This is a genomic window from Lentzea pudingi, assembly GCF_014646255.1.
GTDB lineage: Bacteria > Actinomycetota > Actinomycetes > Mycobacteriales > Pseudonocardiaceae > Lentzea > Lentzea pudingi.
Genome location: NZ_BMNC01000010.1, coordinates 110,984 through 136,294, shown reverse-complemented (window position 1 = coordinate 136,294; position 25,311 = coordinate 110,984). Strand labels below are relative to the sequence as shown.

Annotated in this window: 26 protein-coding genes; 16 read left to right on the top strand and 10 right to left on the bottom strand. The window is 70.3% G+C overall.

The window, feature by feature from the left end:
* Positions 1-44: 44 nt before the first annotated feature.
* Both IEY88_RS29860 and ychF read right to left on the bottom strand, forming a co-directional pair.
* Complete coding sequence (locus IEY88_RS29860; RefSeq protein WP_189158214.1) at positions 45-278, bottom strand: hypothetical protein; 234 nt, start codon at positions 276-278, stop codon at positions 45-47.
* Between the two features lie 63 nt (positions 279-341).
* Entirely contained in the window at positions 342-1,421 is a 1,080-nt protein-coding gene (ychF, locus tag IEY88_RS29855) for a redox-regulated ATPase YchF (protein WP_189158213.1), read from the bottom strand.
* An 80-nt stretch (positions 1,422-1,501) separates the two neighbouring features.
* Here ychF and IEY88_RS29850 point away from each other — a divergent pair, with 80 nt between their 5' ends.
* From IEY88_RS29850 to IEY88_RS29840, 3 genes are read left to right on the top strand one after another with little or no spacing between them, the layout of a single operon-like run.
* Positions 1,502-2,788, top strand: a complete 1,287-nt coding sequence (locus tag IEY88_RS29850) for a bifunctional transcriptional activator/DNA repair enzyme AdaA (RefSeq protein WP_189158212.1) — start codon at positions 1,502-1,504, stop codon at positions 2,786-2,788.
* Complete coding sequence (locus IEY88_RS29845) at positions 2,785-3,282, top strand: methylated-DNA--[protein]-cysteine S-methyltransferase (protein ID WP_189158211.1); 498 nt, start codon at positions 2,785-2,787, stop codon at positions 3,280-3,282. The genes IEY88_RS29850 and IEY88_RS29845 overlap by 4 nt, the downstream gene beginning before the upstream one ends.
* A gap of 9 nt (positions 3,283-3,291) precedes the next feature.
* Positions 3,292-3,561 carry a hypothetical protein gene (locus IEY88_RS29840; RefSeq protein WP_189158210.1) on the top strand — a complete coding sequence of 90 codons (270 nt, stop codon included), beginning with the start codon at positions 3,292-3,294 and terminating at the stop codon, positions 3,559-3,561.
* 61 nt (positions 3,562-3,622) lie between these two features.
* Here IEY88_RS29840 and IEY88_RS29835 read toward each other — a convergent pair whose 3' ends face one another.
* Together IEY88_RS29835 and IEY88_RS29830 are read right to left on the bottom strand one after the other, a co-directional pair.
* Complete coding sequence (locus IEY88_RS29835; RefSeq protein WP_189158209.1) at positions 3,623-6,538, bottom strand: AAA family ATPase; 2,916 nt, start codon at positions 6,536-6,538, stop codon at positions 3,623-3,625.
* Complete coding sequence (locus IEY88_RS29830; RefSeq protein WP_189158208.1) at positions 6,535-7,674, bottom strand: exonuclease SbcCD subunit D; 1,140 nt, start codon at positions 7,672-7,674, stop codon at positions 6,535-6,537. Before IEY88_RS29830 ends, IEY88_RS29835 begins: the two co-directional genes overlap by 4 nt.
* A gap of 99 nt (positions 7,675-7,773) precedes the next feature.
* Here IEY88_RS29830 and IEY88_RS29825 point away from each other — a divergent pair, with 99 nt between their 5' ends.
* The 3 genes from IEY88_RS29825 to IEY88_RS29815 all read left to right on the top strand — a co-directional run bounded on the left by IEY88_RS29825 (position 7,774) and on the right by IEY88_RS29815 (position 12,911).
* The gene (locus IEY88_RS29825; RefSeq protein ID WP_189158207.1) at positions 7,774-8,685 is read left to right on the top strand and encodes a DNA recombination protein RmuC; all 912 of its coding nucleotides are present in this window, start codon (positions 7,774-7,776) and stop codon (positions 8,683-8,685) included.
* Positions 8,686-8,774: 89 nt separating this feature from the next.
* Positions 8,775-9,494, top strand: a complete 720-nt coding sequence (locus IEY88_RS29820) for a DUF6542 domain-containing protein (RefSeq protein WP_229693890.1) — start codon at positions 8,775-8,777, stop codon at positions 9,492-9,494.
* 90 nt (positions 9,495-9,584) lie between these two features.
* Positions 9,585-12,911, top strand: a complete 3,327-nt coding sequence (locus IEY88_RS29815) for a WD40 repeat domain-containing protein (RefSeq protein WP_189158205.1) — start codon at positions 9,585-9,587, stop codon at positions 12,909-12,911.
* Here the strand turns inward: IEY88_RS29815 and IEY88_RS29810 are convergent.
* Entirely contained in the window at positions 12,908-13,852 is a 945-nt protein-coding gene (locus tag IEY88_RS29810) for a 4-hydroxy-3-methylbut-2-enyl diphosphate reductase (RefSeq protein WP_189158204.1), read from the bottom strand. The genes IEY88_RS29815 and IEY88_RS29810 overlap by 4 nt on opposite strands.
* A gap of 63 nt (positions 13,853-13,915) precedes the next feature.
* Here IEY88_RS29810 and IEY88_RS29805 point away from each other — a divergent pair, with 63 nt between their 5' ends.
* The 8 genes from IEY88_RS29805 to IEY88_RS29770 all read left to right on the top strand — a co-directional run bounded on the left by IEY88_RS29805 (position 13,916) and on the right by IEY88_RS29770 (position 19,585).
* Complete coding sequence (locus tag IEY88_RS29805; RefSeq protein ID WP_189158203.1) at positions 13,916-14,407, top strand: lipid droplet-associated protein; 492 nt, start codon at positions 13,916-13,918, stop codon at positions 14,405-14,407.
* Complete coding sequence (gene xseA, locus IEY88_RS29800) at positions 14,404-15,642, top strand: exodeoxyribonuclease VII large subunit (RefSeq protein WP_189158202.1); 1,239 nt, start codon at positions 14,404-14,406, stop codon at positions 15,640-15,642. The genes IEY88_RS29805 and xseA overlap by 4 nt, the downstream gene beginning before the upstream one ends.
* Entirely contained in the window at positions 15,632-16,000 is a 369-nt protein-coding gene (locus tag IEY88_RS29795; protein ID WP_229693889.1) for a sugar ABC transporter substrate-binding protein, read from the top strand. Before xseA ends, IEY88_RS29795 begins: the two co-directional genes overlap by 11 nt.
* The gene (locus IEY88_RS29790) at positions 15,997-16,212 is read left to right on the top strand and encodes an exodeoxyribonuclease VII small subunit (protein ID WP_229693888.1); all 216 of its coding nucleotides are present in this window, start codon (positions 15,997-15,999) and stop codon (positions 16,210-16,212) included. The genes IEY88_RS29795 and IEY88_RS29790 overlap by 4 nt, the downstream gene beginning before the upstream one ends.
* A gap of 67 nt (positions 16,213-16,279) precedes the next feature.
* Positions 16,280-17,320 (top strand): class II fructose-bisphosphatase, encoded by a 1,041-nt coding sequence (glpX, locus tag IEY88_RS29785; protein ID WP_189158201.1) that lies wholly within the window; start codon positions 16,280-16,282, stop codon positions 17,318-17,320.
* 131 nt (positions 17,321-17,451) lie between these two features.
* The gene (locus IEY88_RS29780; protein ID WP_189158200.1) at positions 17,452-18,222 is read left to right on the top strand and encodes a S1 family peptidase; all 771 of its coding nucleotides are present in this window, start codon (positions 17,452-17,454) and stop codon (positions 18,220-18,222) included.
* 126 nt (positions 18,223-18,348) lie between these two features.
* Complete coding sequence (locus IEY88_RS44495) at positions 18,349-18,924, top strand: L,D-transpeptidase (protein ID WP_229693887.1); 576 nt, start codon at positions 18,349-18,351, stop codon at positions 18,922-18,924.
* A 250-nt stretch (positions 18,925-19,174) separates the two neighbouring features.
* Entirely contained in the window at positions 19,175-19,585 is a 411-nt protein-coding gene (locus tag IEY88_RS29770; RefSeq protein ID WP_189158199.1) for a L,D-transpeptidase, read from the top strand.
* Between the two features lie 42 nt (positions 19,586-19,627).
* Here the strand turns inward: IEY88_RS29770 and IEY88_RS29765 are convergent, their stop codons facing one another.
* Together IEY88_RS29765 and IEY88_RS29760 are read right to left on the bottom strand one after the other, a co-directional pair.
* Positions 19,628-20,053, bottom strand: coding sequence for a hypothetical protein (locus IEY88_RS29765; RefSeq protein ID WP_189158198.1), 426 nt, complete (start codon positions 20,051-20,053; stop codon positions 19,628-19,630).
* 83 nt (positions 20,054-20,136) lie between these two features.
* Complete coding sequence (locus IEY88_RS29760) at positions 20,137-21,123, bottom strand: Glu/Leu/Phe/Val dehydrogenase dimerization domain-containing protein (protein ID WP_189158197.1); 987 nt, start codon at positions 21,121-21,123, stop codon at positions 20,137-20,139.
* 109 nt (positions 21,124-21,232) lie between these two features.
* Between IEY88_RS29760 and IEY88_RS29755 the strand changes: the two genes are divergently transcribed.
* Positions 21,233-21,694 carry an Lrp/AsnC family transcriptional regulator gene (locus tag IEY88_RS29755; RefSeq protein ID WP_189158196.1) on the top strand — a complete coding sequence of 154 codons (462 nt, stop codon included), beginning with the start codon at positions 21,233-21,235 and terminating at the stop codon, positions 21,692-21,694.
* 19 nt (positions 21,695-21,713) lie between these two features.
* On the opposite strand, the gene IEY88_RS29750 is transcribed toward IEY88_RS29755, so the two are convergent.
* Positions 21,714-22,682 carry an NAD(P)/FAD-dependent oxidoreductase gene (locus IEY88_RS29750; RefSeq protein ID WP_189158195.1) on the bottom strand — a complete coding sequence of 323 codons (969 nt, stop codon included), beginning with the start codon at positions 22,680-22,682 and terminating at the stop codon, positions 21,714-21,716.
* Positions 22,683-22,745: 63 nt separating this feature from the next.
* Between IEY88_RS29750 and IEY88_RS29745 the strand changes: the two genes are divergently transcribed.
* Complete coding sequence (locus IEY88_RS29745; protein WP_189158194.1) at positions 22,746-24,140, top strand: class II fumarate hydratase; 1,395 nt, start codon at positions 22,746-22,748, stop codon at positions 24,138-24,140.
* Positions 24,141-24,176: 36 nt separating this feature from the next.
* Here IEY88_RS29745 and IEY88_RS29740 read toward each other — a convergent pair whose 3' ends face one another.
* Together IEY88_RS29740 and trhA are read right to left on the bottom strand one after the other, a co-directional pair.
* On the bottom strand, positions 24,177-24,611 hold the full coding sequence (locus IEY88_RS29740) for a hypothetical protein (RefSeq protein ID WP_189158193.1): 435 nt from the start codon (positions 24,609-24,611) through the stop codon (positions 24,177-24,179).
* A gap of 1 nt (position 24,612) precedes the next feature.
* Positions 24,613-25,284, bottom strand: a complete 672-nt coding sequence (gene trhA / locus IEY88_RS29735; RefSeq protein ID WP_189158192.1) for a PAQR family membrane homeostasis protein TrhA — start codon at positions 25,282-25,284, stop codon at positions 24,613-24,615.
* Between the last annotated feature and the right edge of the window lie 27 nt (positions 25,285-25,311).

Here is a 25,311-nt window from a genome sequence, read left to right as displayed (position 1 = left end):
AGGTGCGCGGGCTGGGACGTGCGCCCGACAGAAGCCCGCGGCCCTCACCGCTCGTACGGATCGACCAGTGTCACCGGAGTCCGGGCGGTTTCCAGCGCCGCGTCCGGAAAAGCAGGCCCGACGGTGCAGAAGCGGGCACGAGTCCGGCCGACCGGTGTCAGCACGCCGGCGGTGAGGAGTTCCTTCTCGTAACGGAAGTCCGGAAAGTCGTGCAGTGCCTGGATGTAGGTCATCATCCGCTGGTAGGCGAGTGTCTCGTCGCAGATGGAATGACGCAATCATCACGTCGATGCGTCACGCGACCAGGCGCCGGGATCGACACGACCCGGCGCCCGCCACCGTCAGACGTTGAAGCGGAACTCCACCACGTCGCCGTCGGCCATCACGTAGTCCTTGCCCTCCATGCGGACCTTGCCCGCCGCCTTCGCGTCGGCCTTCGAGCCAGAGGCCACCAGGTCGTCGAACGACACGACCTCGGCCTTGATGAAGCCGCGCTCGAAGTCGGTGTGGATCACGCCTGCGGCCTGCGGGGCGGTGGCGCCCTGCGGGATCGTCCAGGCGCGCGACTCCTTCGGGCCCGCGGTGAGGTACGTCTGCAGGCCGAGGGTGTGGAAGCCGGCGCGGGCCAGGGCGTGCAGGCCCGGCTCGGTCTGACCGATCGACTCCAGCAGCTCCAGGGCTTCCGACTCCTCGAGCTCGATCAGCTCCGACTCGACCTTGGCGTCGAGGAACACGGCGTCGGCCGGGGCGACGAGCTCGCGCAGTTCCTTCACGCGCGCCTCGTCGCTGAGGATGCCCTCGTCGGCGTTGAAGACGTAGAGGAACGGCTTGGTGGTGAGCAGCGAGAGCTCGCGGAGCAGTTCACCGTCCACTTCGGACTGCGCCGAGAACAGCGTCCGGCCCGAGTCGAGGATGTCCTTGGCCTTCTTGGCGTTCTCGAGGGGCGCGCGGCGGTCCTTCTGCATCCGCGCCTCCTTCTCGATGCGCGGGATGGCCTTCTCGAGGGTCTGCAGGTCGGCGAGGATCAGCTCGGTGTTGATCGTCTCGATGTCGCTCGACGGGTCGACGCGGCCGTCGACGTGCACGACGTCCGGGTCGTCGAAGACGCGGATGACCTGGCAGATCGCGTTCGCTTCGCGGATGTTCGCGAGGAACTTGTTGCCGAGGCCCTCGCCTTCCGACGCGCCCTTGACGATGCCGGCGATGTCGACGAACGACACCACGGCGGGCACCTCGCGCTCGGAACCGAATATCTCGGCGAGCTTGGTGAGGCGCGCGTCCGGCAGCGGCACGACGCCCACGTTCGGCTCGATGGTCGCGAACGGGTAGTTCGCGGCGAGCACGTCGTTGCGCGTCAGCGCATTGAACAGGGTGGACTTGCCGACGTTGGGCAGGCCGACGATACCGAGGGTCAAACTCACGAGCGACGAGTCTACGGCAGGCGACGGTCGTGTCCGATTCCCGCGAGCCATTGCGCGTTCTCGCTGGCAGGATCGACGACATGGTCATTGACGAAGAACACGCGTACCGGGTGTGCTCCGCACGTGACGCCCGTTTCGACGGGTGCTTCATCCACGCGGTCCGCACGACCGGCATCTACTGCCGGCCGTCGTGCCCCGCGGTGACCCCGAAGCGTCGCAACAGCCAGTTCTTCCTGACGGCCGCGGCCGCCCAGTCCGCGGGTTTCCGCGCCTGCCGCCGGTGCCTGCCCGACGCCGTGCCGGGCTCCCCCGAGTGGAACCTCCGCGCGGACCTGGCCGGCCGGGCGATGCGGCTGATCAGCGACGGGATCGTGGAACGCGACGGCGTGACGGGCCTCGCGTCCAGGCTCGGCTACTCGGAACGCCACCTCACCCGCGTGCTGACCGCCGAACTGGGCGCAGGCCCGCTGGCCCTCGCCCGCGCCCACCGCGCCCACGCCGCCCGGCTGCTGATCGAGACGACCGAACTGCCGTTCGCCGACATCGCGTTCGCCGCGGGCTTCGCGTCGGTGCGGCAGTTCAACGACACGATCCGCATGGTGTTCGCCTCGACGCCGTCCGACATGCGCGGCCGCGGCAAGGCACCGGTGGGCACTCCGGGCCGCATCGTCCTGCGCCTGCCGTACCGCCCGCCGTTCGACGCCACGGGCCTGCTCACCCACTTCCGGGCGCACGCGCTGCCCGGCGTCGAGGAGGTCACCGCCGACTCCTACGCCCGCACGCTGTCGCTCCCCCACGGCGAGGCGACGGTCCGGCTGACGTTCCCGGCCGACCACGTCCTGTGCTCGCTGCGCCTCGCCGACGTGCGGGACCTGGGCGCGGCCGTGGCCCGCGTCCGCCGCCTGCTCGACCTCGACGCCGACCCGACGTCGGTCGACTCGTTCCTCGGCGCGGACCCGCTGATCGGCCCGCTGGTCCGCGAGGTGCCCGGCATCCGCGTGGCGGGCAGCGTCGACGGCGCCGAGACCCTGCTGCGGCTCGTGGCCCCGTTCGCGGGCGTCCCGCTGCAGATCCCGGACGGCGCCCTGACCCACCTCTACTCCGCGGGGGACCACCCCGTCACCGAGGCCCTGGCGAACGGCAGACTCGTCGTGGACGTGGGCCGCTCGATCGAGGACCTGACCGAAGAACTGACCCCCTTGGCCGGCCCCGCGGTGGCCGACGAGGTGGCCATGCGGGTGCTGGGCGCACCGGACGTGCTGGTGCTCCCGAAAACCGCCCGACACCTGGCTTCCCACGGCCCGCAATGGCGGCCGTGGCGCTCCTACGCGGGAGCACACCTGACGAGGAAGGCAGCAACATCATGACCGTCGCGCACACGTCCACCGTGGACACCCCGGCGGGGCCGTTCACCGCGATCGTCGCGCCGGACGGAGCAGTGCTCGCCAGCGGCTGGACCGCCGACCTGGCCCTGCTGACGCCCCAGATCCACATCTCGCTGATGCCGTCCGAGATCGTCTCGCGCCCGGACCTCGGCGACGTCACCAAGGCGACCATCGCCTATCACGAGGGCGACCTGACCGCGATCGACCCGATCCCCGTCCGCCAGAAGTCGGGCCCGTTCCTGCAGCACGCGTGGGACGTCCTGCGCACCGTCAAGGCGGGCGAGCCGGTCACCTACTCCGAGTACGCCGAACTCTCCGGCCGCCCGTCGGCGATCCGGGCGGCGGCCTCGGCCTGCGCCCGCAACTCCGCGGCGCTCTTCGTGCCCTGCCACCGGGTGATCCGGATCGGCGGCACCATGGGCGGCTTCCGCTGGGGCCTCGACGTCAAGCGCTGGCTGCTGGCCCATGAGAACTGACCGTCGAAGGTGATCTCCGGCGCGTTCCCGGTCACCAGTTCGGTCCCGCACCGCGGGCACGAGCAGGCGGCCGGGGCCTCACCGGACGCCAGGCGCCCCTCGATCTCCAGCCGGTCCGCGACGCCGCCGTCCCGGCAGACGTGGCATCCGACCCGGTGCTCCGCCTGGGCCCACGGCTCGACGGCCGGCTCGGAGGACACCACGTCGGGTGCTCCCGGTTCGCTGGAGGGCGCGGACCAGAACGCGATGCGCCAGCGCAGCCGCCGCTCGTCCCCGTGATCCGCAGTGTCGCGCGCGGTGACCTCCACGTGGGACGGCACGGACCGAGGTCGGAGCCGGCTCACCCCAGCGACATCTCCAGCGTCGACCCCGTCCGGGCCTTGCGGACCCGCAGCCGGGTCGGGATCCGCTGCCGCAGCTCCTCGACGTGCGACACCAGCCCCACGACCCGCCCGCCGGCCCGCAGCTCGTCCAGCGTGTTCATGACGATGTCGAGCGTGTCGGAGTCCAGCGTCCCGAACCCCTCGTCGACGAACAGGGTGTCCAGCAGCGCCCCGCCGGTCTCGTTGGCGACCACGTCGGCCAGCCCGAGGGCGAGCGACAGCGAGGCGAGGAACGACTCGCCGCCGGACAACGTCTTGGCCGGCCGGGCCCGCCCCGAGTAGTCGTCCAGCACGTCGAGGTTCAACCCGCCACGGGTGCCGCGCGCCCCGGCCGAGTCGGAGTGCACGAAGCTGTAGCGCCCCTGGCTCATCCGGTGCAGCCGGGCGGAGGCGGCGACCGCGACCTCCTCCAGCCGGGCCGCCAGCACGTACGACCGCAGCGTCATCTTCTTCGAGTTCTGCCCGCGCCCGTTGATCACGTCTGTCAGCGCGTCCAGCTCGGCGTAGGTGGCCTCCAGCGGCTCCAGCGACTTCCACTCGGCCCGCAGCCGGGCGGCCAGCTGACCGACCCGGTCGAACGCCGCCTGGGCGCGGGCCAGCCCGGTGGCAGCCGACGAGGCAGCGGCACGAGCGGACGAGGCCGCCGCCGTCACCTCGCCCAGGTCCACGCCATCGTCCGGATCGACCCCGGCCAGCTCCTCCAGCGTGGCCGACGCGGACGCCCGCGCCCGTTCCCAGGCCGCGATCCGCTCGTCCAGCGCCTGCAGCTTGATCGCGGGGCGAGCTGCCTCCAGCGCGGAGTCGACGTCGGCGAAACCGGCCTCGGTGGCGAGGGCCGCGACCAGCGCCTGCTGTTCCTCCACGCGCGCTGCCGCCGCCTCCCTGGCGGAACGGCGATCGGCCAGTTCCACCAACGCCTTCGCGAGCCTCAGCAGGTGGTCGCGGCGGGTCAGGACGTCGTCGTGCTCACCGCGGGCCTTGTCCAGCCGGGCGCCGCGCTCCTCGACCACACCCTCCAGCGACGCGTGCTCGGTGCGCAGGCCCACCAGGTCCTGCTCCACCTTGGCCTTCTCCGCGCCCAGGTCCCTGGTCTTGGCCTCGAGGCCGACGAACTCGTTCTGCCGTTGCGAACGGGTGCGCGCCAGCTCCAGTGCCGCGCGGTACTCGGAGACGGCGAAGGCGGGCTCGTCGGACCCGAGCGCCTCCCAGCAGGCCTGGATGCGCAGCTCGGCGGAGTGGGCGGCGCGCTCGGCCTCGTTGCGGCGGTCCAGGGACGTCTGTTCCTCGGCGGCCGCGTCCTCCTCGTCGGTCGCGCCCACTCCGCCGAGCATCGGCTGGGCGGGCGCGGGGTGCGAGGGCGAACCGCAGACGGCACAGGGCTTGCCGCGCTTCAAAGCGGCGGCGAGCTCTATCGCCATGTTCTCCAGGCGCTGGTGGCGGACCTGCTGGAGGACGTCCTTCGCCTTCTGGTGGACGTCGATGGCCTCGTGCAGCGCCTTCTTGGTGCGCTCCAACGCTTCCGCGGCCTCCGGCAGCGCCAGGGCGGCGTCGGCGCGGGTTTTCAGCGACTCCAGGCGCGCCGAGGCTTCCGCGGCCGCGTCCAGCTGCAGGCGGCACTGGGCCAGGCGTTCCGGGAGCACCTCCAGTTCGGCGTTCAACGCCAGCAGGCGGCGTTCCACCTGGTACGAGGAGTTCTTCAGCACCGAGAGGCGGCGCACGTCGGACTGCTGGCGCTCGGCCTCGGCGGCCAGCTCGCCCAGGCCGCCCGCCTCCTCGCGGAAACGTTCGGCGGCCTCGCGCAACGACGAGCCGGCACGCTCCGACGGGTCGGCGGCGTCCACCGGCGAACCGGTGTGTCCCAGGCGCGCCAACGACTCCGCCGCCTTGGCCTCGTCGCGGACGGCGAACTCGTAGGACTGCCGCAGCTTCCCGATCTCACCGAACGCCGGCACGACCGTCACCGCACGACGGGCGGCATCACGTTCGGCGAACCACGACGCGGAGTCCGCGGCCTCCACGCGGGCCAGCAGCTCACGGGCCTCGCGCACCCGGCGGATCTGCTCGGCGTGCACGCGGGCCTGCGCCAGCAACGCGTCCGCGCCGTCGGCCACCCCCGCCGTCTCCTCCGACAACGACCCGGCGACGGCCACGGCGGACGACAACCGCTCCAGCACGGACTCGAGCCAGCCCGGTTCGAACGACGGCTCCTCGCCGGCCGCCTCCGCCACGCGGTGCACCAGTTCGGAGGCGCCCTGACGGCGCTCCTCCAGCACGCGACCGGCCACGACCCGCTTGTCGCGGAACCACTTCTCCACGTCGAGGAACCGCTCGGTGCCGAAGAGCTTCTCCAGCAGCACCTCGCGTTCGGCCGTGTCCGACCGCAGGAACTTCGCGAACTCGCCCTGCGGCAGCAGCACGACCTGGAAGAACTGCTCGTACGACATGCCCAGCATGTCCTCGACCGCGCGCGCCACGTCGTCGATGCGGGTGATGCCCTCGCCGTCCCAGCCCTCGAGCCACGTCAGCGAGCACTTCGCGGGCTGCGTGGTGAAGCCGCCGCCGCGCTTCTTCGGGCGGTCGAACTCCGGCGAGCGCACGATCCGGAACCGCCGCGACTGCACCGTGAGCTCCAGCGACACCTCCGTCGGCACCCCGGGATCGGCGTACTCGCAGCGCAGCTTCTTCACGTCACCCCGCGCGCCCGGCACCCGGCCGAACAACGCGAACGCCACCGCGTCGAGCAACGTCGTCTTCCCCGCGCCCGTGTCCCCGTGCAGCAGGAACAGCCCGTCCGCCCCCAGTTCGTCGAAGTCGACGACCTCGGGCTTCGGGTAGGGCCCGAACGCCGTGAGCTCCAGGCGGTGCAGTCTCATTGCTCCTGCTCCCTCGCCACCGACGCGAACGCCTCGCGCAACAACGCCGTCTCCGCCTCGGAGGGCTCGGAGCCGCGCGCGTCCGACACGAAGCAGCAGGCCACTTCCTCGTCGGTGCGGCCGCGCAGCCGTTCCGCGTAGGTCATGTCGTGCTGCGGGCCCTGCTCCGGCCGCCACTCCACGTGCACCGCGTGCTCGAACCGCTTCTGCAACTGCCGCAACGCGTCCATCGGCCGCACCTGGTCCGTCAGCACGACCGACAGGAAGTGGTCTTCCAGCGGCTGGTGCGCAGGATCCTCCAGCACCCCGGACAGAGTGCCCGAAACGACGGCGAGCTGCCGCGGCACCGGCAGATCACGCCGCTCCACCCCGACGAGCCCGCCCTCGTCCAGCTCGACCAGCCACACCGACTTGCGGTGCCGCGCCTCGGAGAAGGAGTACGCCAGCGGACTTCCCGAGTACCGCAGGTTCTCCGCCAGCGTCTGCGGCCCGTGCAGATGGCCGAGGGCCACGTAGTCGACGCCCGCGAACACCTGCATCGACACGTCCTGCACGCCCCCCACCGCGATGGTGCGCTCGGACTCCGACGGCGCCCCGCCCGTCACGAAGGCGTGCGCCAGCACCACGGACCGCGCCCCGCGCGATGCCAGGTCGGCGCGAATCCGCCGCATCGCCTCGCCGAGAACGGGCGCGTGCCCCTTCTCCGGCACGCCGAGCACGTGCCGCGCGGGCTCCGGTTCCAGGAACGGGATCCCGTACACCGCGACGGGCCCGTGCTCGTCCTCCAGCTCGACCGGCTTGTCCAGCAACGAGATCTGCGTGCGCAGGTACAGCCCGCCCGCCGCCGCGAACTCGCCGAACACCCCGATCCGCGCCGCCGAGTCGTGGTTGCCCGGCGTGATCACGATCCGCGCCCCGGCAGCGCGAATCCGCATCAGCACCCGCGCGCACAACGCCACCGCGTCGGCGGACGGGACCGCGCGGTCGTACAGGTCTCCCGAGATGACCACGACGTCGACCTTCTCGGAGGACACCAGGTCAGCGAGGCCGCTCAGCACCGACTCCTGCTCCACGAGCAGGTCGCGGCCGTGGAAGGTGCGCCCCACGTGCCAGTCGGAGGTGTGCAGGATCCGCATGGCCCCAACCGTAGAGACGAGGTCTGACAAATCTCCGGGAGGGTTCCCGGCGTGTCACCCGATCGAGTTCAACATCTCTGGGGGAGCATCATCGGTGCCGTGACCGCAGTGATCATCACCGCCTCGCTCGTCCTGGCCCTCGTCTGTGCCGGGGCGCTGGTGTTCGTCTACCGCCTGTACCAGGACAGCGTCCGGCGCACCGACGAAGCCCTGCAGGCCATCGGCTCCGAACGCGCGCGCTACGACGCACAGCAGCAGGCCCTGCAACGCTACGAAGTCGCGTTCTCCAGCGTCAGCGGCCGTGGCGAACTGGGTGAACAGGTGCTCGTCGAGACGGCGCGCGCACTCGGCCTGAGGGAAAACCTCCACTACACGCTCCAGACGGACGTGGCGGGCGGCGGTGCCGTGCGGCCCGACATGGTGCTGAACGTCGGCGGCGGCCGCGCGGTCCCCGTCGACTCCAAGATGTCCATGGCCACCTGGGCCGAGGCGGTCGAGACCGACGACCCGCAGGAACGCCAGGACGCGCTGCGGGTGCACGTCCGCAACATCCGCTCCCGTGCCGCCGAACTGGCCGGCAAGGGCTACCAGCGCTGGGCCGACGCCATCTACGGCACGATCATGTTCGTCCCCAACGACGGCGCGGTCGTCGCGGCGCTCGACACCGATCCCGAACTGCTGCGCTGGCTGCTCGACCGCCGCGTCTTCCTGTGCGGCCCGACGGGGTTCGCCGTGATCGCGTCGAGCGCGATGTTCGCCGTCACGGAACGAGCGCTGGCCGACGACGTCGAGCAGGTCCGGCTGCAGGCGGGCCGCGCGAACCGGGCCGCGGACACCGCCATCGAGGCCGTGAACCTCTCCACGACCCACCTCCAGCGGTTCCTCTCGGCACGACGCCGGGAGCTCGACGCGCTGGAGGGGTTCCGGGCGAGCGTGGAACCGCTGACGGACGCCTCCGCCACCCCCACGCCCCTCCCACTGGTCCGAAGGGCGGACGAACAGTCCGCCTAAAACGCACGCAGTGTGCCCGCAGGTTGCTTCTGAGTGAGAAAGCAGCGGACTGACGAACACCGATTGGCCGAACGGCTACCGTGTGCGTCGTGAGTGCGTTGCGCGAGCGTTCAGCCGCTTTCGATGACGACGTCGAAGACTACGACGTGATCCCTTGGAACTACCGGGCCATGTTCGGTGAGTTCAAGGGAATCCCGTGGTGGGCGGCCATTCTGGCGGCCCTGGTCCCGGCGTTCATCGGCGCGTTCATCGACATCAACTCAAGCAAGACCGTCGGCTGGACGTTCAACGTCGCGTTCTTCGCCGGCGCGCTGGCCGCGATCCTGCTGGTGCAGCGCCGCAGCCTGTTCGGGCCGATGGTGCAGCCGCCGCTGGTCCTCGCCGCGACGGTGCCGTTGCTCGTGCTGCTCACCGGCGGTGTCAACAAGGGCGGCCTGTCCGCCATGGCGCTGGGTCTCGGCAAGCCGCTGATCGACAGCTTCCCGGTCATGGCCATCACCACCGCCGTCACCGTCGGGCTGGGCATCCTGCGGATCTTCCTGCAGAAGAACCCGAACCGGCCGAGCAAGGACGAGGTCCGCGAGGCCAAGGCGGAGATCAAGGAACGCGCCAAGCCCGTCCGCAAGCCCCGCGAGGAGCCCGAGGAGGACGAGCGTCCGCGCCGCCCCCGCCCCGAACGCGCGGAACGGCCCGAGGGCACCCCGGCACGCCGCCCGCGTCCCGAGGGCACGCCCGCCCGCCGTCCACGCCCGGACGGCGCCCGCGGCGAACGCCCCGCAGGCCAGCGCAAGCCCCGCCCCCGCGACTGACGGATTGTTCGCGCCCACTCCCCGAACCGCGAACAACGAGGTCTGGACAACGCCCCGGGAAAGCGGCAGCACTCTGCCAGCATGAGCTCGATGCCTAGGGGAGAACGTCCACTCGACGAGGGCGACAGCCCGCTGCTGCGGTTCGCAAGAGATCTGCGCAGCCTGCGCGCCGACGCCGGCACCCCGACCTATCGGGAGCTGTCCAGGCGCGCGCACTTCTCGGTCACGACGCTGTCCGACGCCGCCGCGGGCCGCAAGGTGCCCGGCCTCGACGTCACGCTCGCCTACGTCCGGGCGTGCGGCGGCGACGAGCAGGCGTGGACGCGCCGCTGGCAGGAGGTCGACGAGAGCTGGGCGCTGTCGAAGGTCAGCCCTGCGCCGTACGTGGGCCTGAGCGCGTTCACGAGAGAGGACGCGGACCGTTTCTTCGGCCGCGAAAAGCTCACCAACGCGCTGAAGAGCCGCCTCGAAACGCACGACTTCCTCGCCGTGTTCGGCGCGTCCGGCGAAGGCAAGTCCTCCCTGCTCAAGGCCGGTCTCGCCGAGCACTTCCGCAACCCGGTCAGCTGCACCCCCGGCACCGACCCGGACGCGTCCGTCGCCGAGGCCCTGTCGCGGAACCCCGACCTGCTGATCGTGGACCAGTTCGAGGAGCTCTTCACCCTCTGCGACGACCCGGTCCAGCGCGAGGCGTTCCTCGCACAACTGCTCGGCGCGCGCACCAAGGTGGCCATCGCGGTCCGGTCCGACTTCTACCCGCACTGCTCGCAGCACGCCGCCCTGGCCGAGGCGCTCACCGACGCCCAGGTCCTGATCGGCACGATGAGCCCGGACGAGCTGCGCCGGGCGATCACCCAGCCCGCGGCCAAGGTCGGCTGCACCGTCGAGGGTGCCCTGCTGACCACGCTGATCGCGGAGGCGAACGGCCGCAGCGGCGTTCTCCCGCTGGTCAGCCACGCCCTGGTCGAGACCTGGCACCGCAAGCGCGGCAACATCCTCACCGTCGGCGCCTACGAGGCGGCCGGCGGTATCGACGGCGCGCTGGCCCAGAGCGCGGAGACCGCCTACGCGCTGCTCTCCGAGGGCCAGCAGCGACTGGCCCGGCAGCTGCTGCTCAGGCTCGCCGCGGACGGCACGAAACGTCCCGTCCCGCGCGGTGAGGTGATCGGCGACGAGGTGCTGGACGTCCTCGCCAACGCCCGCCTCGTCACCGTCGGCGAGAACACCGTCGAGGTCACCCACGAGGCGTTGTTCCGGGCCTGGCCGCGCCTGACGGCCTGGCTGGACGAGGACCGCGAGGGCCTCAGGACGCACCGCAGGCTCACCGAGGCCGCCCGGCTGTGGGAGGAGCTCGACCGGGACTCCGGCGCGCTCTACCAGACCGTCAGGCTCGCGGAGGCCTGCGAGTGGGCCGCCCGCAGCGACGCCGTCCTCGCCCCGGCCGAGGACGCGTTCCTGGCCGCGTCGAGGAACCTCGCCCGCCGCCGCACCCGCCGCCTGCGCGCCGCCGCGGCCGTCCTGATCGTGCTCGTCCTGGTGGCGAGCAGCAGCGCCGTCACCGCCACCCAGCAACGTCGCGAGGTCGAGCGCCTGAGCCTCCTCACGCAGTCGCGGCAACTCGCCGCGCTCTCGGCCGCACTGCTGCAGAGCAACCCGGACGAAGCCGCCCGCAAAGCAGCCGAGGCGTACCGCACCGCGCCGATCACCGAGGCGCGCAGCCAGGTCCTGAGCGTCGCGGCCGAACGTCAGCGCGGCGTGCGGTCCGTCCACGGCCAGGCCGTGAAGACCGGCAACGGGATCATCGGGATGCCGACCCTGGACGGCGCGGCACTGTTCGACGGCACCACGCTCGCGCCCGCCGGTGTCCTGCTCCCCGGCCGCCAGATCCTCGACATGGACTTCGCGGCGGACGGCGCCATCGTCGTCTCCGACCAGTCCGGCCGCGTCACCCTGCACTCCTCCCCCACCGCGGAGCCCGTCGTCCTGCGCGAGGACGGATGGGCGAGCGTGAAGTTCGTGGACGACGGCCGCGCGGTTCTGACCGGCGGCCAGATCTGGGACGTGGCCACCCGCACGATGCGGGCCGAACTGCCCGGCAGCGACGGCCTGGTCCGGTTCGACGTGGTCGGGGACACCGTCGCCGCGGTGAACAGGACCTCGGTGTTCTTCTGGAGCCTCGCCACCGGACAACGCACCGGAGGGTTCGACTTCGGCACGGACGCCGGTCAGGTGGTGCTCCTGCAGGGTGGTCTTCTCGCGATGGGCACCGCCCAGGGCGAGGTGAGGATGTGGGACACGGCGACCGGCGTGCTGGTCCGGACGCTGCCCTCCGGCAGGGGCTGGGCCGTCATGGCCGCCAGCACCGACCGCACGGTGCTCGCCAGCGCGGGGAGCGAGGACAACGAGATCAGGCTGTGGGACGCCGTGCACGGCACCGCGCTGCCCGCGATCCGCGTCAACACCACCATCACGGACATGGCCTTCACCCCGGACGGAAAGCTCGCGATGTCCAACGGGTCGGCCCTGCGGCTGCTGCCCCGCAGCGCCGTGCCCGTCGCGTCCGCGCACCCGTTGCGGGCGCTCGCGGTCGACCCGGACGGCGGCATCCTCACGTTCGACGACGCGGGCGTGATCGAACGCCGCGACGCCGCCCTGCGCCGTGCCGGCCGCGTCGAGACAGGAGCGTCCGGCCGCACCGTCGCACGCTTCAGCCCGGACCGCTCCCTGCTCGCCACCGCGGGGCCCGACGCGCCCTTGGCGGTGCGGCGGACCTCGGACGGGCACCTCGACGTCACCCGGGACGTGGACCTGCCACCGGCCGCGCTGGTGTTCACCGGCGACAACCGGCTGATCTCCGCCGGTGGCGGCCGGACCGCGACGGTCTGGACGAGCAACCCGAAGGTCGTCGACACCCGCACCAGCGGCACACCGACCGCGGCGACGTCCGGCAGGAACGACCGCGAACTCGTGCTCGGGTCCGACTGGGGGCTCGTGGTCGTCTGGGACCTCGACACCGGCAGGGACTTCAACTTCGGCGCGGTGCACGACGGTCCGGTGCGCGCCCTCGCGATGTCCCCGGACGGACGAACGCTCGCCACCGCGGGCGACGACGGCCTGATCTTGCTGTGGGACACCACGACGTGGAAGAAGAAGGGCGAACTGCGCGGCCACACGGGCACGATCAGCGGGGTCGCGTTCAGCCCTGACTCGTCCAGGCTCGCGAGCGGCGGCAACGACAAGACCGCTGTCGTCTGGGACGTGAACTCCCTGCAGCCGTGGGCAACGCTGCGCGGCCACGCGGAGAGCGTCACCCACATCGCGTGGATGCCTGACGGCCGTGCGGTGGTGTCAGCCGCCGCGGACGCTCTGCTCGTGTGGCCGCTCGACGTCGAGAAAGCCTTGGCCTCGCTGGGTTAGCGAACGAGGTCCTTGCGGAGCTCACGCGGCAACGAGAACGTGATGCGCTCGTTCGCCGTGGTGATCTCCTCGACCTCGCCGTAGCCGTGCGTCTCCAGGAACTTCAGCAGTTCCATCACCAGCAGGTCCGGCACCGACGCGCCCGACGTGACGCCCACGGTCTCGACGCCCTCGAGCCACGCCAGGTCGACCTCCTTGGCGTAGTCGATCAGGTAGGAGGCCTTCGCGCCGTGCTGCAGCGCGACCTCGACCAGCCGGACCGAGTTCGAGGAGTTCTTCGAGCCCACGACGAGCACCAGGTCGCACGACGGCGCCATCGTCTTCACCGCGGTCTGGCGGTTCGAGGTGGCGTAGCAGATGTCGTCGGACGGCGGGTCCTGCAAGTCGGGGAAGCGGTCCTTGAGCTGACGGACGCGCACCATGGTCTCGTCGACCGAGAGCGTGGTCTGGGACAACCAGATGACCTTGTTCGGGTCGCGGACGGCGACCTTCTCCACGTCCTCGGCGGTGTCGACGAGCTGCACGTGGTCGGGTGCCTCACCGGCGGTGCCCTCGACCTCCTCGTGCCCCTCGTGGCCGATCAGGAGGATGTCGTAGTCCTCCTTGGCGAACCGCACCGCTTCCTTGTGGACCTTCGTCACCAAAGGACACGTGGCGTCGATGGTGCGCAACGAGCGCTGCTCGGCCTCCGCGTGCACGGCGGGTGACACGCCGTGCGCTGAGAACACGACGAGTGCGCCCTCAGGAACCTCGTCCGTCTCGTTGACGAAGATGGCACCGCGGTCGGACAGCGTCTCCACGACGTACTTGTTGTGGACGATCTCCTTGCGCACGTAGACAGGTGCGCCGTACTTCTCGAGGGCGAGCTCGACCGTCTCCACGGCACGATCAACGCCCGCGCAGTAACCACGCGGCTTCGCCAACAGGACTCGCTTGGGCATGTCTCCAGGGTACCCAGTCCCGTTCCTAGGCATTTCAGACGCGGTTGCGGCAGGCTTAGCGGCATGAAGCCACTGCCATTGGGTGTCCGCATCGCGGCCGGACTCGCGGTGACCGCCCTCGAACAGGCCCGCAAGCTGCCGCAGCAGCTCGCCGGACTCCCGTTGACGGTGGTCAGCGAGGCGATGCAGTTGTCCATGCGCGTGCAGCAGCATGTGACCGAACTCGCCATCAAGGGCGACGACGTCCTCTCCGGACTGCGTCCCGCCGAGGAGGAGCCGGAGTGGGCGACCTTCGACGAGGACGAGACGCCCGTCACGACTTCTCAGGAAACTCCCGCCGACGACCCGTGGGAAGAGGAGGAGCGGGCGATCGCCGAGGTCCCCGAGTTCCTGCCGTCCTACGACGAACTGTCGATCGCGCAGCTGCGGGCACGGCTGCGCAACCTCGGCGTCGAGCAGCTCGAGGAACTGCTGCGCTACGAGAAGGCGCACGAGTCGCGTCCTGAGTTCGTGGGGATGCTCAACCGCCGGATCGCGACGGTCAAAGCTCAGTGACCGAAGCGAAATCCTCGCCGGAGAGCCCGTGGCCGGTGCGGACGGTCGCCCGCAAGCTGCTCGACTGGATCAACCGGCTCGGCGACGTGTGGGTCGAGGGGCAGGTCACGCAGCTCAACGCGCGCAGTTCCACGGCGTTCCTGACGTTGCGCGACCCGAGCGTCGACATGTCGATGTCGATCACCTGCAGCGCCTCGATGGTCCGCGAGCTGCAGCTGACCGAGGGCAGCAGGGTCATCGCGCACGGCAAGATCAGCTTCTACCCGAACCGGGGCACGCTGTCGCTGCGCGCGGACGACATCCGCGCCGTCGGCATCGGCGAGCTGCTGGCCCGCATGGAACGGCTGCGCAAGCTGCTGCACGCGGAAGGCCTGTTCGACCCGCGCCGCAAGCGCCGGCCGCCGTTCCTGCCGGCCAAGATCGGTCTCATCACCGGCCGGGCGTCGGCGGCCGAGCGCGACGTGCTCACCAACGCGCGAAACCGTTGGCCCGGCGCGCACTTCCGCGTCATCAACGTCGCCGTGCAGGGCCCGACCGCCGTCACCCAGGTGATGACCGCACTGTCCACTTTGGAACGCGACCCCGAGTGCGACGTGATCATCATCGCCCGCGGCGGCGGCAGCGTGGAGGACCTGCTGCCGTTCTCCGACGAGGCGCTCTGCCGCGCGGTGTCCTCGTGCCGCACGCCGGTGATGTCGGCGATCGGCCACGAACCGGACACCCCGCTGCTCGACCACGTCGCTGACGTGCGTTGTTCGACGCCGACCGACGCTGGCAAACGGGTGGTTCCGGATGTCGCTGAAGAGAGTGAACGCGTTCGCCAGATGCGCGATCGCGGCCGGCGCGCGCTGCACGGCTGGGTAGATCGAGAGCGCGAACTGCTCGACGCACTGCGCTCCCGACCAGTGATTTCGGACCCGTACGGCCCGTTGGAGCGCCGCGCCGAGGAAGTGAAGCGGTTTCGCGACCAGGGCCGCAGGGCAGTCACGCAACGACTCGACCGGGAAGACGTCCACCTCTCGGGGACCAAAGCCCGCTTGACGACCCTCGGACCAGCCGCCACGCTGGCCCGCGGATACGCCGTTGTGCAACTCGTCACACCTGACGGTCCCGACGGCGTGTTGCGAACCGTGGCGGACGCGCCGAGCGGAACACAACTGCGGGTACGCGTCGTTGACGGAGCAGTGCTGGCCACTGTCACCAATGCGGAAGGGGGAGGTACCGATGATGCGTGATGCCGTGTTCCTGCCCCTCACCATGGAGGCGGCCGGTTCCTGCGGCTCGGGACTGCGCACGAAGGCGGAGGCGGCGAACCGCGCCGCGGCCGACTGCTGGACCGCGATGGTGGGCGACTGCGACACCACGGGCCGCCGCACGCTGATCCTGACGTTGCACGACCTGAGCGAGGCCACTGTGATTTCCGGTCGCGCGGCGATTGGCGGCATGGTCCAGTACCGGCGTGTCACGGAGGCCGAGGCGCTGATCGACGAGGCGGTGCGAGAGGGTGACGGCGAGGAGTTCGCGGAGGCGCTGGTCGGGTACGACCTGGCCGTCGCGACCGTGCTGAGCCGTCTGAGGAGCCAATCCGCGTGAGTTCGGAAACACTCGGTTACGAAGCCGCCCGCGACGAACTGGTCGACGTGGTCCGCAAGCTGGAGGCCGGTGGCCTGTCGCTGGAGGACTCCCTGGCGTTGTGGGAACGCGGTGAGGCGCTCGCCAAGACTTGTGAGCAGCATCTCGCCGGTGCGCGCGAGCGAATCGATGCAGCTCTGGCTGTCGTCGAGGAGGACGTTTCGGAGTCGTGATCCCGTGCAAGGATTCAGCTGCCGATCACAAAATCCGGCACGCTGAGTAGTCGCATGGAGGCGCGCAATGGTGAACACCCCCGCGGAACGACGTCGCGAAGCCCCCGACCGGAACCTGGCATTGGAGCTCGTGCGCGTCACCGAGGCAGCGGCGATGGCCGCCGGCCGGTGGGTGGGACGCGGCGACAAGAACGGCGGTGACGGCGCGGCCGTCGACGCGATGCGCAAGCTCATCCACACCGTCTCGATGAGAGGCGTCGTGGTGATCGGCGAGGGCGAGAAGGACGAGGCGCCCATGCTGTTCAACGGTGAGGAAGTCGGCAACGGCGAGGGCCCCGACTGCGACGTCGCGGTCGACCCGATCGACGGCACCACGCTGATGGCCAAGGGCATGCCGAACGCGCTGGCCGTCCTGGCGGTGGCCGAGCGCGGGGCGATGTTCGACCCGTCCGCCGTGTTCTACATGGAGAAGCTCGCCGTGGGCCCGGAGGCGGCCGACGTCATCGACATCACCGCGCCGCTCGCGGAGAACATCCGCCGCGTCGCGAAGGCCAAGCACAGCGACGTGTCCGACGTGAACGTGTGCATCCTCGACCGGCCCCGGCACGAGCAGATCGTGCGGGAGGTCCGGCAGGCCGGCGCGCGCATCCACTTCATCTCCGACGGCGACGTGGCCGGCGCGATCGCGGCGGCACGCCCCACGTCGGGCGTGGACATGCTCGTGGGCATCGGCGGCACCCCCGAGGGCATCATCGCGGCGGCGGCGCTCAAGTGCGTCGGTGGCGCCATCCAGGGCCGGTTGTGGCCCAAGGACGACGAGGAACGCGAGAAGGCGATCGGCGCGGGCCACGACCTGTCCCGCGTGCTCACCACGAACGACCTCGTGTCGGGCGACAACGTCTTCTTCTGCGCCACGGGCGTGACCGACGGGGACCTCCTGCGCGGCGTGCACTACCGGGCGGGTGGCTGCACCACCCAGTCGATCGTCATGCGGTCCAAGTCCGGCACCGTGCGCATGATCGACGGCTTCCACAGCCTCCACAAGCTGCGCGAATACTCCTCGGTCGACTTCGACCTGCCCGAGGGCGCGCAGCAGCCGCTGCCGTAGTCCAGTGTGAATCTGTGAACCGTTAACGGAGGGTCACCCTCCGAGTGACCCTAGTGACGGGGTCACTTTCGTCCTTAGTTTCCGTCCTGACCCCGGCAACCCTGCGCCGGGTTCAGGAAAGGAACTCAACGATGAGGGCACGTTCGTTGTTCTCCGCAGTCGTCGTGGCCGCGGGCGCCCTGCTCGCCACGGTCACCGCGGCCTCCGCGGCTCCGGCTCCCACCGCTGACGGCGAGGTCTCGCCGATGATCGTCGGTGGCACCAACGCCTCCCAGGTCTACCCGTTCATGGTGTCCCTGCAGAGCACCTCCGGCAGCCACTTCTGCGGCGCCTCGCTGGTCAAGGCCAACTGGGTCGTGACGGCCAAGCACTGCGTCCAGGGCTCCTCGGCGTCCTCGATCCGCACCCGGATCGGCACCACGAACCGCACCAGCGGCGGCACCACGACCGGTGCGTCGCGCATCATCAACCACCCGTCCGCCGACCTGGCGGTGGTGCAGCTCAACACCTCGGTCAGCCAGGCCCCGATCAGCATCCCGACCTCGTCGGGCGCGGTCGGCACCGCGACCCGCATCATCGGCTGGGGCCAGACCTGCCCGGTCCGCGGCGCGTGCGGTGCTCCGGTGACCCTGCAGGAGCTCAACACCTCGATCGTCTCCGACAGCCGGTGCTCCGGCATCAGCGGCGTGTCGGAGATCTGCACCAACAACACCGGTGGCAACAAGGGCGCCTGCTACGGCGACTCGGGTGGCCCGCAGGTGAAGTCGGTCGGCGGCCGCTGGGAGCTCATCGGCGCGACCAGCCGCTCCGGTGGCGGCGCGAACTGCGCCCAGGCTCCGTCGATCTACGTCGACCTCTCGTACTACCGCTCGTGGATCAACTCGAACGTGGGCGGTCTGTAACCCGGTAAACGCATTCCGAGGGCCCGTCTCCCATTCGTTATGGGGGGCGGGCCCTCGCCGTTGCAACCTGCGCACTCCTCCCGTCGTCTACTTCGGCAAGGGATGGAACAACCAGGGGGTTGCGCGATGAGGATGCTGCTCGTAGCGGTCGCGTTGATGTCGGTGGCGGGATGCGCGCAGGGGACCGTGCAGGCCGAGACTCCAGCGGCGCCACCGCATTCGTCGTCTTCAGCACCCTCTTCCGGAGCGCCCTCTCCTGGCGCGCCGTCCTCCGAAGCGCCGCCTTCCACGCCTCCGTCGACGTCGTCGGAGGCCCCTGCCCCGCCGCCGCCTCCCCCGCCCGTCGTGAAGCCGACGCCGTGCACCATCAGCGACGGCGCGTGCATCCAGCTCTCCACGAACCAGACGTGGGTCGTCCGGGGCGACAAGATCGTCTACGGCCCGACGCCGATCACGCACGGACGCCGCGGCTTCGAGACGCCGCTGGGCAACTTCCCGGTGCTGCGCAAGGTGAAGGACGAGTGGAGCCGGCCGTACAACGCCCCGATGCCGTGGTCGACGTACTTCACCGAGAGCGGCATCGCGTTCCACGAGGGCTCGCTGACCGATCCGTCGCACGGCTGCATCCACCTCGACCCGCCGTCGGCCCGGTACTACTTCAACAACCTCTCGATCGGCGACACCGTCCAGGTGGTCTCATGATCATCAACCACGGCCTTGTCCCTGCTGGGCTTGGCGGCACCCGCCCAAGCATCCAGCTGCTCCGTCCACAACGGAGCGTGCGTCCAAGTCCGACTTCGACACGCCTGTCGGGCTGCGTCCGGCTCTCCTGGAACGACTCCGAGGTGTTCTTCGACAACCTCTTCCCCGGCGAGCGCGTCCAGGTACTTCCATAAAAACATGATTGAAGTCACCCCACAGTGGCAACTCCACTACAGAGGGGTGATGAGAGATGCGAGTTCTGATCGCGACGGTGCTCCTGATCCTCGGCTTCGCTGTTCCCGCACAGGCTCAGGCGGGATGCACCGTCCACAACGGAGCGTGCCTGGAGAAGCACTCGAACCAGGCGTGGCTGGTCTTCAACGGCAAAACCAGCTACGGGCCCGTGACCATCAGCCACGGCAAGCCGGGGTACGAGACCCCGGTGGGCACGTTCTCGGTGCTGCGCAAGGTGAAGAACGACTGGAGCGTCCCTTACAACGGCCCGATGCCGAACGCGGTGTACTTCACCGCCGACGGCATCGCGTTCCACCAGGGTGACACTGCCGTCCAGTCGCACGGGTGCATCCGGATGTCCATGGATGCGTCGCTCGTGTTCTACGACAACCTGATGGTCGGCGAGCAGGTGCAGGTGCTGCCGTAGATCACGGTTGTGATGGCCTGACCGGTGGCACTGGTCAGGCCATCAGCACTGTTCGCGCTTCTTCGCGAACTCGTCCGCGCCGAGGTAGGCGTCCTCGAACTTGACCTTGCCGTCCTTCAGGCCGTCGAGCGTGAACTCCACGACGGGCGTGCTGCCGTCGTCCCGCTGCACGGACAGCCGGAGCGGCTGATCACCCTTGGGCTGTTGCCAGGCGACCTTCTCGGCACCCTCAAGCTTCTGGTTGACGGCGAGCTCGCGGGCCTTGGCCGGCTGCGCGAACCCGACCCGCCAGATGTCCTTCCCGTCCGCCTGCACCCACGCGTTCGTGATGCCCGGCCCGCCGCACCCGGCGTCCACGAACTGCGGCAGCCCGGTCGGCGTGAGCTTCACGGCCCAGGTCCCGCCGGAGGAACAGCCCCCGAGCGCGGTGACCGCGGCCAGCACCGCGACCAGCTTCCACCGGGTCATGCCACTCTCCTCAGCCGATCGCCACCCCACCGGCTCCATCATCGCGTCCCACGACCGGGACGCGCGCGGCGGGCCCGGTGCTCCTAGATGCCCATGTCAGCGACGGGCGCAGGCTTGCCGCCGACGTCTCGCTGCCGCGCCCTCAACAACCGCTCGACCGTCGCCTCGATGCCGTCGACCCTGGTCAGCGCGGTCTCATGGTCCACCCCGTCGTCCTCGCGGGCCAGCGTGTAGATCACCCCACCGGCACTGGCGACGTGGTCCGGCACCCACACGATGCCGCGCTCCTCCAGCAACGCGGCCACCCCGTCGTCGGTGAGCTGGTTGTTGGCGGGCCCCACCACCAGCCGGACGGCGAGGCCCCGGACGGTCTCCGGGCTCAGCACCCCGCCCACCGCCGCGGGCACGAGCACGTCCGCCTCGACCCGGTACGCCTCGTCCGGACGCACCCAGCCGAACTCCGCCGTCCGCCTGCTCTCGTCCACATCGGACACTGTGACGTCCGCGCCGTCGAGCCCTCTCGCGATCAGCTCCCCCACCGACCCGAAGCCGCTGATGACGACCTTCCGGCCAGTGAGGTCCGGCGTTCCGAACGTGTGGCGCGCGGCCGCCTTCAACGCCGCCAGCACACCCCGTGCCGTGGGCCCGCTCGACGACCCGGTGCCGCCGTTCTCCTCGGGCAGGCAGTAGGCGTACGGCGTGATCTCCTTGAGCACCAGCATGTCGTCCGGTCCCGTGCCGACGTCCGGCCCGGCGCGGTAGGCGCCCTCGAACTCGTTGATCAGGTCGGCGTGGTCGAGCAGCACCGCACGCCTCAGCTCCGGCGTGAGCTCGCGGTCGGCCACGATCACGCTCTTGGCTCCCCCGTGCGGAATCCCGGCCGCTGCACACTTCAGCGTCATGGCCTTGGACAGGCGCAGCACGTCCGTGACGGCGTCGGTGATCCGCGCGTACGGCTTCATCCGGCAGCCACCGACCGCCGGCCCCGCCCCGGTCGAGTGCAGGGCGACCATCGTGGTCATCCCCGACCGCCGCCCCGTGCGGACGACGAGTCGTTCGTGCTCCCACATCTGCGTTCCTCCCGAACTTCGGTCAGGCTTCGACCACGAAGTTAGGGTGGTTGACAGGTGTGCGGCCGTCGCACCGAATGTTGTTCGGCAGAACGGGGTGAGGAGCGAGATGGATGAACTTGATTCGGCGATCGTGCGCGAACTGCAGCGTGATGCCCGGCAGTCGAACCGCGACATCGCTCGCAAGGTGGGCGTCGCGCCGTCGACGTGCCTGGAACGCACCCGGCTGCTGCGCGAACGGGGCGTGATCCGCGGCTACCACGCCGACATCACCCCGTCCGCGCTGAACCGGGGCGTGCAGGCGTTGGTGTCGGTGCAGGTCCGCCCGCTCAGCCGCGCCGTCATCGACGCCTTCAAGGCGTTCGCGCACGGCCTGCCCGAGGTGACGGCGGTGTTCGTGATGGCGGGCAACGACGACTTCGTCATCCACGTGAGCGCGCAGGACAACGACCGCCTGCACGCGTTCCTGGTCGACAGGCTGAGTCAGCGCAAGGAGATCGTCGGCTTCCGCACCTCGATCATCTTCCAGCACCTGGCCAAGCACGACCCGGCGCCGTTGCCGGGGGCCTGAACGGACCCCGGCGCCCGCGTCAGCTGCCGTCGCTCGAGTGCCCGGGGAACAGGTGCGCCGACGGGTTGAGCGCCACCGCGATGTTGTTGACCGCGGTCGCCGCCTCCCCGAACCCGGTCGCGATCAGCTTGACCTTGCCGGGGTACTGCGCGACGTCGCCCGCCGCGTAGATCCGGTCCAGCTTGGTCCTCATCGTGCTGTCGACGAGCACCGCGCGGTGGTCGAGCTCGAGTCCCCACGACTCGATCGGACCGAGGTCGGCCGTGAACCCGAGAGCGGCCACGACGGTCTGCGCGGGCAACGTCCGTGCGTCACCGCCCTTGACCTTCACGTCCACTTCGGACAGTGGTGTGCCCCGCAGCGCCAGCACCTCGGCGTCGGTGATGATCTCGACACCGAGCTCCCGCACCTGGCGCACGGTCGCCGCGTGCGCGCGGAAGTTGGCCCTGCGGTGCACGATCTTCACGCTCGCGGCGATCGGGTGCAGCGCCAGCGCCCAGTCGAACGCCGAGTCGCCACCGCCCACGATCACCACGTGCTGCCCGGTGTGTTCGGCCAGCACCGGCACGAAGTGGACCATGCCACGACCCAGCCAGCCGTCGCCCGCCGGCAGCGGACGCGGGTTGAACTCGCCCATGCCGGCCGTGATCAGCACGGCCCTGGTGTTGATCGTGGAACCGTCCGCGAGGCCGACCCGCAGACCGTCCTCAATGGACTCACACGTGCGCGCCTGGCGGCCGAGCAGGTAGGTGGGCTTGAACTGCGCTGCCTGCTCCACCAGTCCGTTGACGAGGTCGCGTCCCCGCACGGCGGGGAACCCGGCCACGTCGAAAATCATCTTCTCCGGATACATCGCCGTGACCTGGCCGCCCGGTTCTGGCAGGGCGTCCACGACGGCGACGTTCATTTCCCGGAAGCCTGCGTAATAAGCGGCGAACAACCCCGTGGGACCAGCTCCCACGATGAGGAGGTCGACGTCACGCTCCATGAGTGGTGCCCTTCTGCCAGTGGTGGGTGGCAGTGCTGTGATCGACCATAGAGACTCGAAGGCATGTCTGAACAGGAGTACCGCGTCGAGCACGACACGATGGGTGAGGTCCGCGTGCCGGTCGACGCATTGTGGCGCGCCCAAACACAACGCGCGGTCGAGAACTTCCCGATTTCCGGTCGAGGCCTGGAACGCGCCCAGATCCGAGCACTGGGCCTGCTCAAGGCAGCGGCAGCGAGGGTCAACGCCCAACTGGGCGTTCTCCCCGACGACATCGCCGGCGCCATCGCCGCCGCGGCCGACGAGGTGGCCGCCGGCCGGTGGGACGCCCACTTCCCGGTCGACGTCTTCCAGACGGGTTCCGGCACGTCCTCGAACATGAACGCCAACGAGGTCATCGCCACCCTCGCGACGAAGGCCCTGGGCCGCGACGTCCACCCGAACGACCACGTCAACGCCTCGCAGTCGTCCAACGACACGTTCCCGACGACCCTGCGCGTGGCCGCCACCGAGGCCGTGGTGACCGACGTGATCCCCTCCTTGGAGCACCTCCAAGACGTGCTGGAACAGCGCGCGACCGAGTGGTCCGACCTGGTCAAGTCCGGTCGCACGCACCTCATGGACGCCGTCCCGATCACGCTCGGCCAGGAGACGGGCGCCTGGGCGTCCCAGGTGCGCTACTCGGTGGAACGCCTGCGGGCGTCCATCCCGCGCCTCGCGGAACTGCCGATCGGCGGCACCGCGGTCGGCTCCGGCCTGAACGCGCCCGCCGAGTTCGGTGCCCGAGTGGCCGCCGAACTGGCCTCCGCCACCGACCTGCCCCTGGTCGAGGCGCGCGACCACTTCGAGGCCCAGGCCACCCAGGACGGCGTCGTCGAGATCTCGGGCCAGCTCAGGGCGAGCGCGGTCGCGTTGTTCAAGATCGCCAACGACCTCCGCTGGCTGGGCTCGGGCCCCCGCACCGGCCTCGGCGAACTCGCCCTTCCCGACCTCCAGCCGGGCAGCTCGATCATGCCGGGCAAGGTCAACCCGGTGATCTCGGAAGCCACGATGATGGTCGTGGCGCAGGTCATCGGCAACGACGCCACCGTCGCGTTCGCCGGCTCACAGGGCAACTTCCAGCTCAACGTGATGCTGCCGGTCATCGCCCGCAACGTCCTGGAGTCGTCCCGCCTGCTCGCCGCCGTGGCCCGCCTCCTGGCGGACAAGGTGCTGACCGGCACCGAACCGCAGGTCGAGCAGATGAGCGAGTACGCCGAGTCGTCCCCGTCCATCGTCACGCCGCTGAACCGCTACATCGGCTACGAGGAGGCGGCGTCGATCGCGAAGCAGTCGCTGAAGGAGCGCAAGACGATCCGCGAGGTGGTGCTGGAACGCGGCCACGTGCCGGGCAAGCTCACCGAGGAGCAGCTGGACGCGGCACTCGACGTGCTGCACATGGCCCGGGGCGGCCGCTGACGCTCGAGGCCGGGGAGCTGTCCGCCGGACAGCTCCCTAGTCGCCCGTGACGCCCCACACGACAGTCGTGGCCGGCACGCCATCGATGAAGAGCGTGGTGAAGTGCCCGCTACCCCGCTCGCAGAACAGTTCGTACGTCTCGTAGACCACGTCGAACTGCTCTCTCGTCGGCGTGGCAGTGCCGAACTTCTCCAGAACGGTCACCTCGTCCAACGGACGCATCGCCCACGGCACGTCCTCGGCGCCGTAGTGGACGTCGAAGATGTCGAGCACCGAATGCGTGCACTCCTGCGGTAGCCGCTCGTGCACCCCGTAGAGCTCCTGCAACTCGTGGACCGACGTCGGCCGCGGCACCCCGGGCTCCGCCCAGTGGTACTGCCCGCCGGCAAGCTCGCGCTCGTGCAGCGCGTTCAGCACGACGACCGGGTCTGGGTCGTACTCCGCGTATCGGATCCAGCCGGACGCACCCATGTCAGGAGTACATCGCGAGCCAGATGGCGATGTAGTGGCAGAGCGCCGCCACCACGGTCGCGGCGTGGAAGAACTCGTGGTACCCGAACACCTGCGGCCACGGATTGGGCCACCGGGTCGCGTAGAACACGGCCCCGACGGTGTACAGCGCCCCACCCACCAGCAGCAGCACCAAAGCAGCCACACCAGCGTGGTGCAACAACTCGGGCAGCACGAACACCGCCACCCACCCGAGGGCGATGTAGATCGGCACCCCGAGCCACCGCGGCGCGTGCGGCCAGGCCAGCTTCAGCGTGACGCCGAGCAGCGCGCCGATCCACACGACCAGGAGGACGGTCGAGCCGGTCCCGGGATCCATCGCCAGCAGCGCGAACGGTGTGTAGGTGCCCGCGATGAACACGAAGATCATCGAGTGGTCCATGCGCTTCATCCACGTGCGCACGCGGTCGGACTTCCACGTCACGCGGTGGTACAGCGCCGAGACGCCGAAGAGGCCGAGGACCGTCAGGCCGTAGACGGAGGTCGCCAGGGCGGCGCGCGCGGACACCGTGGACGCCGCGAGGGCGATGAGGGTCGCGCCTGTCGCCACCGAGGCTATGAACGACCAGAAGTGCAGCCATCCACGCAGGCGCGGCCGCAGTCCGGGCTGGGGAGGGTTGGTCGCAGTCGTCACAGGACCCTAGGTTACGCGACCGTAGGT